Raw genomic sequence first — 16,972 nt, 5'->3', positions numbered from 1 at the left:
CCGGCTGCGCCGTCTCAAGATTAGCATAGCACTCAGGTAGCATATTTACACGGGGGATATTAAGCACAGCGGGCTATCTTTTTCAGATTTAGCTGATGCTATAATTGTCGGATTTTTGCGTCATATATAGAAAAACATAAATTAAATATATTTACAAACCACATTTTAAACTGTTATACTCGAAATAGAATTGTGTATAATTTGTGAATAAACTTTGTAATTTATGTGAATACATTTGATTTCGACAGCATCTCACTGCAATTACTGCCGCTTTATCCCTTACAAAAGAAAAACATGTTGGAGGAGAATTTCATGTCTGCCAATGGAAAGCGCCGCTTTATAGCCTTCGCCCTGTCTTTTGTCATGTCTTTTACCTTTTTGCAGAGCGGTATTTCTGCCCTGGCTGAGGGTATACAAGACGCTAATATGCCTCCTGCCGAAGAAGCACAGGAACCGTCCGTGGAGCTGGTAGAGGAACGCGAACCCGGCGTAGCCGTTTATCAAAATGCTGACGGTACCAAAACCGCGCGTTGGTATGGCGAGGTGATCCACTACCAGGATGAAGAAGGCGATTGGCAAAAGATTGATAACACGATTCAGGAGGTACCCAAAGCGCGCACCTTCAGCGCCAACAGCCAGGAAGCCGGCATGCGGTATGAGAACAAGGCCAATAGCATCAAGGTCTATATGGGAGAAAGTGTAGAAGATCAGCTTGGTGTGACCGTATCCGAAGATAATGGTCCGTCCATCAGTTTTGGTATTTTAACGCAGGAGGGGATTGCCCAAGCCAAAGCTGAACAGAAACTGTTAAAACCTTTGGAAAAAGAGCAGGCGCTGCGCCAGGAAGCCGAGCAGGCTGCCAAGGTCGAACTCCAACAGGAGCATATTCAAAAACTAGAAGCGCAGGCGCATGAGCAAGCTTTAGCAGTACCCTCCACTTCCTCGGAAGTGTTGCAAAACGATACGTCTGGATTGAACGCAGCTACATCCTCCGCTGAACCAGAACCGCAGATAACCCTGGAGCAGCAAGCCGATGCGCAGGCGCAGCTTGACGCACTTCAGCCCTCTGGAGCGCAAGTGGAGGCAAAGCTTGAAACATTGGAACAGGAAAAACTGCAACGCCAAGGGCGCGAGTTAATGCCCCAGCTGGTGGAGGAATACATCGAAAATGAAGAATTGCCGCCAAATGAGCATTCTTTAGTGGTTGAAGAACCTCAAACGGAAGCGCAGGCGGCCCAAGAAACTGAACCAGAGATCGGCAGCATCCTCTATCAAAACGCGGGGCAGGATGAGGTGGACCTGCGGATCATCCCTGTGGGCAACGGCGTGAAGGAAGAACTGATCTTTAACAGCAAACCTTCTACCTTTCGCTATGCCTTCGCGCTGACACTGCCTGGTCTAAAACCCGTAATGGATGAATATGGTCAGATCAATTTATACGACGAGGATGTAGATTTAGAGCAAAACCCGGATGCCAAGTACCGGGCGTATATCCCCGCGTCATTTATGTATGACGCCAATGAGGAGCCTTTCTATTCTGATCAAATCGTGACCACATTAGAGCGCATCGGCAATACCGATCAGTATATCCTATACCTCGTTCTCGATGAAGAATACTTTGAGAATGTCCATCTGCGATATCCCGTAACGGTGGATCCGTCTGTAGAGTGGAGCATCGAGACGCCGTTTGGAACAAAAGAGGTTTATTCCCAATCTGATACGAATGTAGTGGGGCATTTATGTGTAGGTCAAAATACCAATGGCACAAAATACCGCACGTTAATTTGGATAACCGACGACTATCTGGCTGATTTTCAGAATTATTACTATTTACTATTAGATGCAAACTTTTTAGCCTATCAGGACTATACGGGGTCCACTAGCCCCACGCACGACATCCATCGTGTAACTGAGAACTGGTACTTTGCAGGCGAGACAGCCTGGAATGACCTACACTATGATCCTACGGTTTATGATTCTAAATATATCTATCCCAATCAAGCAAGGTGGTATTCTTACAGTATTTTCGCACTGTTTGCCGGCTGGGCAAATCAAGATTATCCTAACTATGGATTTGTAATTAAATCGCGCCAGGAGAACTACCAATGGTATAAACGTTATTGCAGTCTGCATTATTCCGATCCAAATTTCCGCCCTTATATGGAGCTTAAATACATCGGTGAAAACGTGGCTCCCACCATCACAACCCATTCAGGCGGTCGCAACAGCGGCACTGGCTGGTTAGATATTTCCTGGCCGGTAAAGGATGACTCGCTTAATTACCTGGTGGGTTTCTGGACGGGGAACCAATATGAGTTTATTGATGTAAAAAATGAAAATTCATTTTCTACCCGAACTGAAGGTGTTTGGCCTACGGCAAGCCAGGGTCCGCATATTCGCACGGACGGCAGCGGCACTGATCTGCCCAATAGTCCACTTTCTCTCTACCATGCAAACAATCCTGGCTATGATTATCAACATTATCGCGTGATTTATTATCCATATAATCCGGCATATGGCGCAGTTCAGAGTATCGACGCGAACTGGAGCACATGGGTCTATATTGAGGACTGCACCCCGCCCGAAGCTGTAGGCGGCGTAACGGCTGCGCTTGAGGAGAGCGACGGCCTGATACACCTGCGCTTCAACGCCACACAGGATGGGCCTGATCCCCATTCGTCCTGGAACGACGTAGCTACTGGAATCAAAGAATATACCATCAGCTACAACAAACAAAATGCTGCTGGCGTAGATGAGAACCAAACTTATACGGTGGCCGCTACAGGAGAGGCTCAGTATGAGGTGACCTTCTCACCCCAGGATTTCCCTATGGGGCAACAGAGCGTGACATTCTCTGTCAGCGCCGTGGATAATTCCGATTTGGCCAATTTTTCCGATCCCACCTATTCTTCTGCCGTAGAACTGCCGGACCGTTCCATTCCCAACGCGCCGGGGCAGTTCAGCGTGGCCAATGTGCCTGAAAGCGGGATTATGAACGAAAATCCCGAGATGAGCTGGGGCCAAATTACTGACCCCAAGGGTGACGATAACCGCAAGGGGCTGGAATATAAAATTACCGGGCCGAATAATTACGATTCAGGCTATCGTACCATAACCCTGAACGACTGCCTGAATAAGGAGTCCGGCGCTACCCTGTGGACCAATTCGGCATACGCTGATTTTTCCGGCCTGCCGGAAGGAACGTATACCATCCACCTGCGCGCGGTAAATCAGTCCGACCGCCCGGGAACCGACGCAACGGTGCAGGTAAACTGGGACGCCACCGCGCCCCGGTATACACTAACCACAACGCTGGCGTGGAAGGTGCTCAGCGGCTTTGTGCCGATTTACGGTACGATTGAAGACCCCAACTTTGAATATTACCGCTGGTATTATCAAAAAGGTATAAACGGCGAGCCTAATCCTCGCATCATGTTTCATGAATCGAGCACTTTGCCCGCCGCGGGAGAGCCGCTGTGTACGCTGGATTCGACGCAACTAGAGAATAACAGCTATTACCGTATAGCCCTTGAAATCGTCGATAAGGCGGGCAACAAAAAAACCGGCGGCGCCTGGTATGCCTATGTGGGCCAGGAGGGTATCTCTACCCCGCCCAAACTTCAGATCACCCAGGCGCCAGACCCAGACCTAACGGTGACGGAACCGGAAATATCCTTCCAATATAAACAGGTGATCGACGATAGCAACCTGCAGCCGGCTAGCCTGTATCTCGGCGGCAAAAAAGTGGCTACTGAATCCACCGTGGGCGAGGGCTTTGATATCGACGCCATCACGGAGAACCTTGCCGAAGGTGGGGATTATTCCTATTTCGTACGGGCGCAGGGTTCCAATGGCGAAGATAAGTATACCGTCAGCTCTTACCTCTCGCCCAATAATGTGCAAGGTTTTACCGCCGATTCGGACATCGACGCTGCTTCTACCAACGTACAGGTCACTGCACAGGGCGCTAAACAGGCGTCTGATGGTCCATCGGTCCTCTATGGCCCGGAGCTGCCGGCCAATAACGTATCCAAAATCAAGCTGATCCCCACGCTGGCGGACGCCTCCCTGGCTGCGCAGGTGAGCTATGAGGCCAGCTTTGATGGCGGTGAAACCTGGCAGCCCATTGCCGCTAACCAGGAGTATCTCGTGCAAGACGAGCTGGGGCAAAGCGTACAGATACGCGCTACCTTTAATAGCGCCGGTGTAGCCATTAAAAGCTGGAATGTTCAGATCACCTCATTGAATTTGAACGACAGCTTTATCGTGCAGTTGGTGACGCAGGCACAGCGGCCCACAGCTATGAGTATGGTCAACTACTCGATATGGCTGCGTTGGGACGGCATTTTAGGAGATGATGAAACCTATTCTATTTACCGTGGCACCACGCCCGACTTTGAGCCGGATCTGGTCAACCACAGCAATCGCGTTATCTCGGGCTTAACGCAGAATTACACATACGATATAGATGTGACCAAAGACCAAACTCACTATTACTATGTCGTTGCGGAACGCACCTTTGGCGAGCGGACGCGCATTGGCCTTCCTTCCGACCAAACCTATGCCACCGTTGTACCGGAAGGCGAGCTGGAAAAAGCACTGGGGTTAAATGGAACCTCAAGCTACAGCAGTATTGACCTTGGCCAGGGCACGGCATACGTCAATGTGGCCAGCGGCAATTTGGTCTACCAAGTTACGGATTTCAGCAAGGCCGAGCACATGCTCTCGATGCCGATGAGCCGCACCTTCAACTCTCAGGCCCGTGCGGAAACAGCGCTGGGCCGTGGTTGGGATTTCAGCTTCAACACCAGTCTACTGCGCCTATATGACGATGATCTTAACGAAATCGGCCTGATCCTCAAGGATGGAGATGGTTCGGTCCATAAAATCTTAAAGGATCCGGATTCCGGAGCGTTTATTCCCCCTGCCGACGACTATATGGAAGTTTCCATCAGCGAGCAGGGTGGATATAGTATCACGCGCAAAAATAACATCACCTATACATTCCAGCCTAATACGTTACAGCTGGATAGCTACCGCGAGCCCAATGGCGTGGCCTTATTTATGAACTACGATAGCCGCGGGCGTCTGATCTCCGTAGAACATATCATGTCCGAAGGTGAGATCACCTTCCTGTACAACGGCACAGACAAAATGGTGGGGGCTTACAACCATTTTAACTTGGATGAATCGCTGGAGGTTCAGTACGATTATGGCGAATACGGCTGGGTAGAAGAAGCCTACACGTACCGGGATGGCGGGGAAAAGATCTACGAGCGCTATTCTTATTACGAATACTCCTGGCCGGGCAATGAGGAGCATGACCCAACCGTTACCGGTGGCTTTGTCCTTTATACGCCTACCAATGGGGCGAGCGGTACCGCTGAACGGTTGCAGGATGTGCGCATTCAGGATTCCAAAGTGCAAATGGTGATCGATTCAGATTTTACGACCTACTGGTTCACCTACGCTTCTCAGGGCCAGGGAGATGCGCTGACCAATACGACGACATTGCAGCAGCTGGTCAACGATGGCAGCGGCGGCGATGGGCCGGTTCCCTTTTCTACCAGCACATTTGTTACCAACGCACAGGGCCTGCTCACCAGCTTTACGGATGCGAAAGGCAATACCACCACTATCGGCGGCTACGCGCCTTGCATGAAGCCTACCTCGATCTCATATTATCAAGACGCGGCGCACACCAAGCTGTTGACCACCAGCATGACCTACGACGCCAAGGGCAATATGCTGTCCAGCACCGATCCGCAGGGCGCGGTGACCAGCTATACCTACCACGAAAAGTGGAACCTGCCGCTCACCATGACCACGCAAAAGGATGCGTCTACCACCCTGACCACCACCTACACCTACGATAATTACGGCAACCTGCTCACCACTACCGACCCGATGGGCAAGGTGACCAGCAATACCTACGATAACGATGGTCTGCTGACCCGTACTACCGGCTGGAACGACAGCGAAGTGCGCTATGTGTACGATGCGCACGGCCGATTGACCGAACAATGGAACAAGGTAGGCGCAGCTGGCGACGCCATCCAAAACGCTATTGCTTACCAGGGCGGCCTGTACGATAAGCAGGTCTACACCTATGACGAGCGGGATAACCTGGCCACGGTCACCGACGCGCTGGGTAACACTATTTACTATACCTACAACAATCTGGGCAATAAAACCGCAGCCACCTACCCCAACGGATATAAGGAGACCTGGCAATACAACCGCAACGGCTTGCTTACACAGGCGGCGCACAACAACTCCGCCAACCCCGGCGGGCAGACCGTAGCGACGCAGTATACCTATGATGATCTAAACCGCATCACCCAGACCCAGTTTGCCGACGGCACGCAGGAGGGGACCAGCTACGGTTATGAAACCGTGGGCGGCGCGCTTTGCTTTGTGGTGACTGCTACCGACGCCAACGGCGTTTCCAGCCGCACGGTCAGCAATAACCTGGGCCAGACCGTGGAGACCGTTTCCGGCGGCCTGTCCGTGCAGTACGCCTACGACGCGGCCGGCAACATGACCCAGGTGACCAACCCCGGCAACCGCGTGCAGCAGGCGCAGTACGACCTGATGAACCGCGTGGTCAAGACCAGTATTCCGGATACCAGCCTGGGGACCATCGAAAGCACGGCCACTTACGATTACCTGGGCAACAAGCTGACTGAGACCGACGCGCTGGGCAACACCACCCGCTACACCTACGACGCCTACAGCCGCCCGCTGACGGTGACCCAGACCGTGGACGGCGTGGACCAGACCACCAGCTATACTTATGATGAGATCGTCTCCACCGGCATCACCAAAAACACGGTGACCGACGCCGAGGGCATGGTCTCCGAGACCCACTACAACCGTCCGGGTTGGGTGGTCAAGACCCAGAACATGGGCAAGGGCACTACCCCCCTGCCCGCCCAGGTGACCCATTACAACGTACTGGGCCAGGCCCTCACCCTCAAGGTGAACGACGAGCTGCGCGTGACCAATACTTACGACCCGGTCACCGGCCTGCTGACCAAAAAGCAGTACAGCGAGCAGTATTATACCGATTACACCTACGACCTGGAGGGCCGCCAGCAGACCATGACCGACCACTGGCCCGACCAGCCCCAGGCGGTGACCAGCTACACCTACGACATCATGGGCCAGGTCACCCAGTCCCACCAGGACGGCAACAACATCAACTATACCTACGACAATGTGGGCACCATCACAAAGGTGGATTACACCATCGTGGGGGCCTCGCGCAGTGTGGAATACAACTACGACAGCCGCTACAACCTCACCTCCATCGTGCAGGACGGCAAGACCGTGGCGGAATACAGCTACGATGAGAGCAATAACGACCTGCTGAGCATCGACGAGTATCTCCAGTTCGATACCCAGGCCGACAAGGCGGGGCTGAAGCTGCAGCAGACCTTCGATTACGAGGATAAGCTGGGGCTGATGCTGAGCAACACCATCAAAGAAGGGACCGCCCAGCGGGAGAGCTATGCCTATACCTACAACAAGCTGGGCTTCGTCACCCAGGAGACGGTGAGCGGCAGCTATCCCGACAAGACCAACAGCGTGACCAAGACGCATACTTATGACGAGATCGGCCGGCTGACCCAGACCCTAAGCGACAACAATGGGACGGAAAAGACCCAGAGCTACACCTACGACAAGGTGGGCAACCGCCTGAGCATGGTAGACGGTGAGGACGAATACCGCTATACTTATAATGATTACAACCAGATGACCCAGTCCGAGAAGAAGCAGGACGGTACCTTCTACCTGGATAAGGAATATACCTACGATACCTATGGTAACCAGACCCAGAAGAAGGTGTACAAGACCGAGGATGGAGTCAACACGCTGGAATCCACCCTGGAATATACCTATGACCAGGCCAACCAGTTGAGCACCACCCGCGAAGTGTTTACCGACGAGAGCAAGGACGAGGTGACCACGGGGAACCTGTACAACGGAAACGGCCAGCGCATCCGGTTGACCTGGAACGGGAGCCTGTACCAGAAGTACTATTACATGGGCACTGCCCTGTTCTTCACCACAGATGCCAACAACCTGAGGGATTCGGAGAATATCCTGAATCCTGGCGGGAAGATCGTGGCCAGCCGTCGGCAGGACAGCAGCGACGCGAACAAATATTACTTCTACCACACGGATATCCGCGGCAGCGTGACCAACATCGTGGGGATGAAGGAAAACGCCATCTATCTGGCGCAGGGGTACAACTACGATAACTTCGGCAAGGAGGAGGCGCTTAAGAGCGAGAGCAGCTTCAAGAACGACGTAACCTTCACCGGGGCGGTCAGCGATTCCATGACGGGCTTGTTCTACATGAATGCGCGGCACTACGACCCGGACACCGGCCGCTTCTTGCAGCAGGATACCTACAAGGGCAGCGCGGCGGTGCCCTGGACGCAGCACCTGTACGCCTACACGGGGAACAATCCGGTGAATATGGTAGACCCGACAGGGCACTCGGCCACGATGTACGATCAGTATCCGGATTCTTCGTATTCTGGAATTTATGTGCCGACGGTTACCAAGGATAATCCGTATGGTGATCCGCGCATGGCTGGCCGTGCGCCAAAGAGCAGCATGCACGATCAGTATGCAGATGCTAAGAATGCGGGACGAAGCAGACCCAAGTCGGTAAACGACGCATCCAATCAGTATGTTGAACCCGGCATGGGCGGCGCATATGTAGCGCCTATACGGAATCCTTTAGAAACACCGTTACCCTACGATCCACCTGCACTAGAATTCGCAAGCGAAGGCATAAAGATCCCCAAGTGGGTATCTGATGCGGAGATGATTTTTGCCGGTGTTGTGGGCTTGGGGACTATAGCGTATTTTGGAGCTCCAGTGATAGCAGCTGGGGTCGGCAAATTAGCCACTGGTGCTTCGTCTACGATAGCCGCTACTAAGGTAACTTTAACTACGGGCGCTGGCTTTGAAACCTTCAATCAGTTAAAAACGGCGTTAGGATCTGCGGGTTCGGGTAGGCAATGGCATCATATTGTTGAACAATGCCAAATTGCTAAATCTGGATTTGATGCTAAAATTATTCATAATGTATATAATATTGTCTCACTTACTGAGGCAGATCATCGATTGATTAGCAATTATTACAGCAGTAAGGTTGCTTGGACAGGCGGACAGACTGTACGTGATTGGCTGACTGGACAAGATTTTCAAACGCAATACAATAAAGGGATAGAAATTATGAAATTATTAGGAATAATCGATTGAGGAGGATACCATCATGGAGCAGAAAGGACAAAATATGTTGGATAAGTACATAAAATACTCGCAGGCGCGGGTTGATATGTTTAATGCACAGGAAATTCCAGCTGCCAATTTAGCAGCTACAAAATTGTATAAAATAAACGAAGAATTAAAAAAGGATATTAACATGGGCAAGTTAATCATAGACGCGCTACTTGACACAAAGCCACAACAGCCTGAAGCAATGCTATGGATATTAGAAGTAGCTTTACCTTTGGGATATCGAACGAATGAAGTCGTATCCGCTGTAAAAAAAATATCTCAAAATAAAGATTTAGGCGTTACATCCGTGGATGCACAAATGTCATTAAGGGTTAAGGGGTATATACGTTCTGATGGCATATAATAAAGTATAGATTTAATAATTCGTTTTATCGGCATGGGCGGTGCATATGTAGCGCCTATACGGAATCCTTTAGAAACACCGTTACCCTACGATCCACCTGCGCTAGAATTCGCAAGCGAAGGCATAAAGATCCCCAAGTGGGTATCTGATGCGGAGATGATTTTTGCCGGTGTTGTGGGCTTGGGGACTATAGCGTATTTTGGCGGTGCTGCGGTTAGCGGATGGTTTGCAACACATGCAGGGACGGTTGCTGCTACCGGTGGCGGCGGTGTAGTCACAACGGAGGTGGTGAAATCCGCCCCGAAAGTCGCTAAATCTTTTGAAACAGTTGGTGTTAAGATTACTGGATATAGGTTCCATGGACTCGCGCAGGCTATGAGTCGAGATGGAGTAGGCGTATCTCCACAGGCCATTCTAGACACTTTGCGCGATCCTTTAAAAGTAATAAATCAAATGGATAAATTGGGCCCCAAGTTTGAATATGTTGGTGAAAACGCTGTTGTAGTATTAAATGAAGCTAGGGAGGTTGTAACAACGTATGCTAAAAATCATGAAGCTTGGAGGTTAAAATGATATGGCTAGATTGACCAAAAAAGAATTAGAGTTATTGGCAAATTGTTTAGAAGGAACCAAAACTAATAGAGATATTCTAGAAAATATAAACTCTTTGAGAACGGAACAATATGAAAAACTGATAGATTTAGTCAGTGATGAGCTAATGAGAAATGGAATTGAAGATGGTGATATCAATGCATATGGCATTGAACTAGATAATTTAATAAGTTCTCTTTTAAGATTAACAATGGATTATTAGAATACAGGCGTCCCTGTGATAATGCTAAATTTTCATCCTCTTGGAGAGGGAAGCAAATATCCTGAACCCGGGTGGCAGTATCTTGGCCAGCCGTCGACAGGACAGCAGCGACGCGAACAAGTACTACTTCTACCACACGGATATCCGCGGCAGCGTGACCAACATCGTGGGGATGAAGGAAAACGCGATCTATCTGGCGCAGGGGTACAACTACGATAACTTCGGCAAAGAGGAGGAACTCAAGAGCGAGAGCAGCTTCAAGAACGGCGTAACCTTCACCGGGGCGGTCAGCGATTCCATGACGGGCTTGTTCTACATGAACGCGCGGCATTACGACCCGGACACCGGCCGTTTCCTGCAGCAGGATACCTACAAGGGCAGCGTGGCGGTGCCGTGGACACAGCACCGCCACGCCTACACGGGGAACAACCCGGTCAATATGGTGGACCCGACGGGACACTCGGCCAACTCGGCATCGGATCAGTATGCGAACTATACTTATGATTGGTCCAGCAAGACGCTGGTGCCGATCGTGAATTATTCCAATACCATGACCGATCAGTACCAGGGCTATTATGGCAGAACGACCTCTACGATCAGTAAAAATGGTATCCAGAAAAAGGCCGTCAATCTGCCTAAATCGAGTACCAATTCCAAAGCTGATGTAGTAAGCAAGTTGAGAAAGGAAGCAATATCAAGTCAGAGTTATGAACGATTAGCAAATGATTATTCCGCTATCAGAACATATGCAAGTGATGGTATAGGTTATATGAGTGCAGATGAGGCCGCACAAGCCTGGGCGGACAGATTCGCAAAACAGAGCTACTATAACGAAAAAAGCTCGATTATATATAGCCTGACGGATCCTAGGAGCAACGAAACTCGATATTATTATGGTGTCACCTATGAGGGAAATCAATTTGATACAATACCTGGTACGGTTATTGGATATATAGGTGAAAGCGTTAAAGCCTTTATCTATCCAATGCGTGACCCTGTGGCGCATATCCACAGCCATCCATATCCGGGAGATGGTGATTGGCATAATGATGTTCCTTCTGTAACGGATGAAATTTTACCAGGGTTGCCCGGCATCGAGGAGGCATATTTAGTTCCAAATAAAGCATTATGCGATGATATGCCAAAGATTATTAAGATATTAGACCGAGATTCGTGGTATCCACACAGGTTCAAAGGTTGGGGATATTAATATAGGAGGGTTAACAAAGGAATGAAAAAACTAGTACTTCTATTTCTGATTATGATAGTTTCCTTTTTGTCCGCTTGTACAGGTTGCCACTATGAAGGTAAGGCACCTTTGGATTATGAGAATTCTGTGTGGGTGTGTAATGAAGTAGATATAATCTATGATGTAGATAACAAAGAGAATAATAGAATTGTTTTTAATGGACACTCTATCAAATTCTATTTTATGTATGGATGGAAAAGTGATAGACTAGCTGCCAATGAAATTGTCACTAGTGAACCTGAAACAGAAAGCAATGCGAAAACAATTAAAGAGTTATTAAGTACAGAAGAGAGTGCTCCGACTGGTGAAAGCATAGTTTTATTCAATGGTCAGTTCATTATGCATGGGGATGATACATTCGATGTTAATGTCAATGATATTTTTGACGAAAGACTAAGTGGTCTACCACAGAAATTAACTTTTTGCCGTAAAAGATAATGATTGACGCAAAGAGCGAAAAGATAATTTGGATATAATTTATTTGTAGGGAGCCCTCATGCAAAAGAATATACTCTGCGGTATCGCAGTTGGATTGGCCATCGTTATTCATATAGTGATTGACCGTAAAAAGCGCTATCGTGTGTATGAGGACAAACAGAATACTTGAAGACAAAATGAAGGAGTCCCTATGCAAAAGAAAAAACTCATTCTCATTACCGGCGCTATAGCGCTGGCCGCCATCCTCGCGGTCATACTCATCTTCTGTGTCCCCTGGGGGAAGGAGGAGCCCGCTCCCCCTCCCTCCAACGAGGCGCTGGTAAGCCCCGATGCGGTGGTCGGCCTAGTGTGCGACCTACAGAAAGAGGACGCTGCGCAGTTTAAAAGCGCGCTCGAGACGGCATGCACCCAGCGCAACTGGCGCCTGCAGGCCCTAGACGCGGACGGCAGCAGCGGCATGGCCATCGCCCAGGCCGAGACGCTGATCGCCGCTAAAGTGGGGGCCATCGTGGTGCGCTTTAACGATGAACCTACGCTTCAAAAGATCGTATCTCTGGCCCAAGAGGCGGGAATACCCGTCCTCACCGTTGACCGGCAGATCGATGGCGCAGCCTACCTAGGGCCGGACTGGGAAAAGGCCGACGCCCAAGCGGCGGAGTATCTGGCCCAGCAGGTGCAGGCACGTCTGGGCGGCATGGATATGTTGATTCGCCTGGAGGATAAGGAAAATCCCTATCCCGCGCTGGGCCAGTGGGCATCTGTGGCTGAAGGGTTGCAAGCCAAGCTGCCCATGCCGGACGATGCCTATACCTTCCAGGCCGACGCTCGCGGCACCCAGCAGAACGCTCAGGACGAGATAACGCAATATTTTACCGACTATCCCGATCGGGAGCAAGTCGTGATCCTCTGCCAGAACGAATCTTATGCACAGGCCGCTCTTGCCGCAGCGGAAGAAGCTGGCAAAGCGGATCAGTGCGTGATCGTCAGCGCCGGAGTTTCTCACCTATCAGGAGATATGCTGGCCGCCGACGGACAGCCGGGCTGGATCGCCAACCGCACCATCGAGCAGGAACCCTACGGCGAACAGGCCGCCGCGATGCTGGAAAGGTTATTGATGGGAGAAACGCCAACGGATACCTTCCGTCAGCCTGTGATGATTAATGCATCAAATAAATCGCAATATACTGTGCAATAGTTCGTACACTAAAGCCCGCAAAATGCGGGCTTATCAAAACAGATAACAACCTCTGCACTAGCTACATGGGGTATTATTTATAAGGCAAATGAGGGAATGCAGATTAAGCCAAAGCCGGGAAAAAATGCGCCTTTTCCGGCCATTTTTTAGGGGTGGTGTGGGGTTTGCGTTTTTAAAAGCAATAAAATCAACCTGATTTTGAGAATCAAAAGCCGTATATCCAGCATGAATAGGCGGTTATACGAATTTAATTGGCATCAAATGCAGCGAAAACAGTTTATGAATAGATTGTAAATAATCTCGCAGGTGCGCAGGGCCAAGGCTCTGCGCACCTTGTTTAACGGGTAAAAATCCCGTATAATAAAGCCATTAAGCCCAGAAGAAGGTGCATCCATGAAACAGGGGAAACTGACAAAGGCCAAACTCGTATGGCATCTTAAACACGAGTATTGGAAATATATCTGCGCAATTTTAATCGTAGTGGTCGGGTGCCATATGACGGTGCTGCTCACCCGCCCGCGGGTGCCGGACGAGCAGCAGCTAAACGTTTACTACGCCGGCCCTTCGGAGGCGTACGATCAGGTGATCATGTTCGGCGAGGAGATCAAAAGCGCCTTCCCGCAATTGCAGGAGGTTAATGTCAACGTGATCCTGTATTCGGGCGCCAACGACTTTAGAGGCCACCAGCAGGGCGGCATTTACCTGGGCGCGGGGATGGGAGACGTATATATCGTCCATCAAGACTTCTTTAATTCCTTTGCCTCATCCAGCCAGCAGGATTTCTGGAAGCCGCTGAACGACGCGATCCACTCCGGGCAGATAGCCCTGCCCGAGGGGATGGATCTGGACAAAGGGCATGTGGGCGCCAACGCGGTGCTGGAGATGGGCCTCTCCCTGGATGAGGCTACCGAGCAGCAGAAGGCGGGCAAGGATCCGGATGAGACCACGCTTTCTCCCGGCATTCCGGCCTTTGAGGAGGATACGGTACGGGGTATCCCGCTGGACAGCCTGACGGGGCTGAAGGCCGCCGCGGGGATCGATCCAGCGGATATGGTGGTGGTGATCCCGTACTTCGCCGAAAAGGACGAGATGGTGTACGAATTTATCAGTTACCTGTTTGAGAATTACCGTTAAAAGGGCATTGCCTTATGGCCGCGGCTTTTAAAAGTGAAGGCCGCGGCCTTTATTCACGAAGGGGAAAGGCCCCAATAGGATAGGGAGGATATCAGGCCATGTTGGACCGGGAAAGCCGCGTGCTGGAATTTGGCCATGTGCTGGAGCGCCTGGCGGCGCAGGCGCGCTCAGCGCCGGGCAAAGCGCTGTGCCAGGCGCTAAGGCCCCATACAAATTATGCGCAGGTAGCCCATGCGCAGGAAGAAACGGCCCAGGCGGAAGCGATCTTTTATAAACTGGGGTACCATCCGGTGCCCGAGTTTCAGGATATTTTGCCGCTGCTGGCCCGGGCACAGGTGGGCAGCATCCTTTCGGCCGGCGATCTGCTGACGGTGGGGGATGCGCTGGCCTGTGCAAGGCAGGTCAAAGCGCTATTGCGCCGGGAGGAAGAAGATGAAACCCCCAACGGCGTGCGGGATATGGGTGCGGCGCTGTACGAGAACCGGGACCTGGAAGAGGATATCCGCCGGTGCATCCTTTCCCCGGAGGAGATCAGCGATTTTGCCAGCCCTGAGCTGGCCAAGATCCGCCGCCAGATCCGCTCCGGCGGCGAGCGGGTGACCCAGAAGCTGAACAGTTATCTGCACAACCCCCAGCTGCAAAAGTATCTGCAAGAGCCTATCATCACCATCCGGGCGGACCGGTACGTGCTGCCCGTGCGGCAGGAATACCGCAGCCAGGTGCCGGGCCTGATTCACGATCAGTCCTCCAGCGGCGCCACGCTGTTTATCGAGCCTATGGCCGTGGTCGAGATCAACAACGAGATCAGGCAGCTGCGCGGACAGGAGCGCGGCGAGATCGAGCGGATACTGGGCGAGTTTTCAGCGCGTACGGCGGGTTCGTCTGAGGCGCTGCGGCAAAACCAGCAGATATTGACCGAGCTGGACTTTATCTTCGCCAAGGCGGCACTCAGCCGCGAGATGCGGGGCGTGGCGCCCCGGCTCAACCAAAAGGGGATCCTGAATATCAAAAAGGGCCGCCACCCCATGATCGACCGGGAAAAAGTGGTGCCGCTGGATATCCACCTGGGGCGGGAGTTTACCACGCTGATTATCACCGGGCCTAATACCGGCGGTAAGACCGTGGCGCTAAAGACCTGCGGATTGTTTGCGCTGATGACCCAGGCCGGGCTGCATATCCCAGCCGAGCTGGGCAGCGAGATGCCGGTATTTGAGGCGATCTATGCCGATATTGGGGATGAGCAGTCCATCGCCCAGTCGCTTTCCACCTTCTCCTCGCACATGACGCACATTGTGGAGATACTGGAAAGTGCGGGGAAGGATTGCCTGGTGCTGCTGGATGAACTGGGCGCGGGCACCGACCCCACCGAGGGTGCGGCGCTGGCCATGGCGATTTTGCAGACGCTGCAAAACCGCGGCGCGCTGACCATGGCGACCACCCACTACAGCGAGCTGAAGGCCTATGCGCTGACCCAGCCGGGGATGGAGAACGGATCGGTCGAATTCAACGTAGAGACCTTAAGCCCCACCTACCGGCTCTCCATCGGGGTACCGGGGCGCAGCAACGCCTTTGAGATTTCCAGGCGTTTGGGGCTGACAGGGGATATCATTGAAAAGGCGCGGGAGTTCCTCTCGGCTGAAGATATCCGCTTTGAGGACGTGATCTCTTCCGCTGAGGAAAACCGCTTGATGGCGGAAAAGGAGCGCCAGGTGGCCCAGCTGGCCCGGCAAGAGGCCCAGCAGGCACGGTTGCAGGCCCAGCAGCTGGAACGGGAACTGGCCGCACAGCGCGAAAAGATGTTGGCTAAGGCACGCGAACAGGCCAGAAGTATCATCACCCGGGCACAGGCCCAGGCTGAGGAGGCCGTAAGGGAGCTCAAACGGGTAAAAAACGCCCAGGATCAGGCGGAGCGCGATAAGGTGATCGCCCAGCAGCGCAGCCGCCTGCGCGGAGAACTGGGCAAGGTGTTGGAAACCGTAGGCGGCCCTGTGGCCGGTTCCGGCCAGCCGCCCAAGGATCTAAAGCCGGGGGAAACGGTCAAAGTGCTGGATCTGGATACCCGGGGTACGGTGCTCACCCGGCCGGACGCCAAGGGCGAGGTGCAGCTGCAGGTAGGGATCATGAAGCTTTCCAGTCCGATCAGCAACCTGCGGCGGGTGGAGGTGCAGCAAACGGCCCAGCCGGCAAAGCGGGGCGGGGGCAAAAGCGTTAAGCTGAACAACGCCCGCAGCGTGAACCTGGAGCTGGACGTGCGCGGGCAAAACGTGGAAGAGGCGCTTTTAGAGGTGGAGAAGTTCTTGGACAACGCGCTGATCAGCGGCCTGAGCGAGGTCAATATCATCCACGGCAAAGGCACCGGCGTACTGCGCAGCGGCATCCAGAGCCATTTAAGGCACCACCCGCACGTAGCCGAATTCCGCCTGGGACGCTACGGCGAGGGCGAGGGCGGCGTAACGGTGGTAAAGCTGAAATAAACCG

Annotated in this window: 9 protein-coding genes; all 9 read left to right on the top strand. The window is 52.1% G+C overall.

What is annotated here, in order from left to right; all coding sequences use genetic code 11:
- The first annotated feature begins 312 nt into the window (after positions 1-312).
- The 9 genes from H8699_RS03365 to H8699_RS03325 all read left to right on the top strand — a co-directional run bounded on the left by H8699_RS03365 (position 313) and on the right by H8699_RS03325 (position 16,968).
- Positions 313-9,282 carry an RHS repeat-associated core domain-containing protein gene (locus H8699_RS03365; protein WP_249284478.1) on the top strand — a complete coding sequence of 2,990 codons (8,970 nt, stop codon included), beginning with the start codon at positions 313-315 and terminating at the stop codon, positions 9,280-9,282.
- 13 nt (positions 9,283-9,295) lie between these two features.
- Positions 9,296-9,664, top strand: coding sequence for a hypothetical protein (locus H8699_RS03360; RefSeq protein ID WP_249284477.1), 369 nt, complete (start codon positions 9,296-9,298; stop codon positions 9,662-9,664).
- Between the two features lie 156 nt (positions 9,665-9,820).
- Positions 9,821-10,237, top strand: coding sequence for a hypothetical protein (locus tag H8699_RS03355; protein ID WP_249284476.1), 417 nt, complete (start codon positions 9,821-9,823; stop codon positions 10,235-10,237).
- Between the two features lies 1 nt (position 10,238).
- The gene (locus H8699_RS03350) at positions 10,239-10,478 is read left to right on the top strand and encodes a hypothetical protein (RefSeq protein WP_249284475.1); all 240 of its coding nucleotides are present in this window, start codon (positions 10,239-10,241) and stop codon (positions 10,476-10,478) included.
- 82 nt (positions 10,479-10,560) lie between these two features.
- Positions 10,561-11,688, top strand: a complete 1,128-nt coding sequence (locus tag H8699_RS03345) for an RHS repeat-associated core domain-containing protein (protein ID WP_249284474.1) — start codon at positions 10,561-10,563, stop codon at positions 11,686-11,688.
- Between the two features lie 21 nt (positions 11,689-11,709).
- Positions 11,710-12,165, top strand: coding sequence for a hypothetical protein (locus H8699_RS03340; protein ID WP_249284473.1), 456 nt, complete (start codon positions 11,710-11,712; stop codon positions 12,163-12,165).
- A 190-nt stretch (positions 12,166-12,355) separates the two neighbouring features.
- Positions 12,356-13,360, top strand: coding sequence for a sugar ABC transporter substrate-binding protein (locus H8699_RS03335; protein ID WP_249284472.1), 1,005 nt, complete (start codon positions 12,356-12,358; stop codon positions 13,358-13,360).
- Between the two features lie 393 nt (positions 13,361-13,753).
- Positions 13,754-14,494: a hypothetical protein gene (locus H8699_RS03330; RefSeq protein WP_249284471.1), complete on the top strand. Its 741-nt coding sequence runs from the start codon at positions 13,754-13,756 to the stop codon at positions 14,492-14,494.
- Between the two features lie 98 nt (positions 14,495-14,592).
- Positions 14,593-16,968: an endonuclease MutS2 gene (locus H8699_RS03325; protein WP_249284470.1), complete on the top strand. Its 2,376-nt coding sequence runs from the start codon at positions 14,593-14,595 to the stop codon at positions 16,966-16,968.
- Positions 16,969-16,972: the final 4 nt, after the last annotated feature.

The sequence above is a fragment of the Luoshenia tenuis genome (assembly GCF_014384745.1).
Taxonomy (GTDB): Bacteria; Bacillota; Clostridia; order Christensenellales.
Note: the sequence above shows the minus strand (reverse complement) of the source record. Positions and strands in the feature narration are given on the sequence as shown.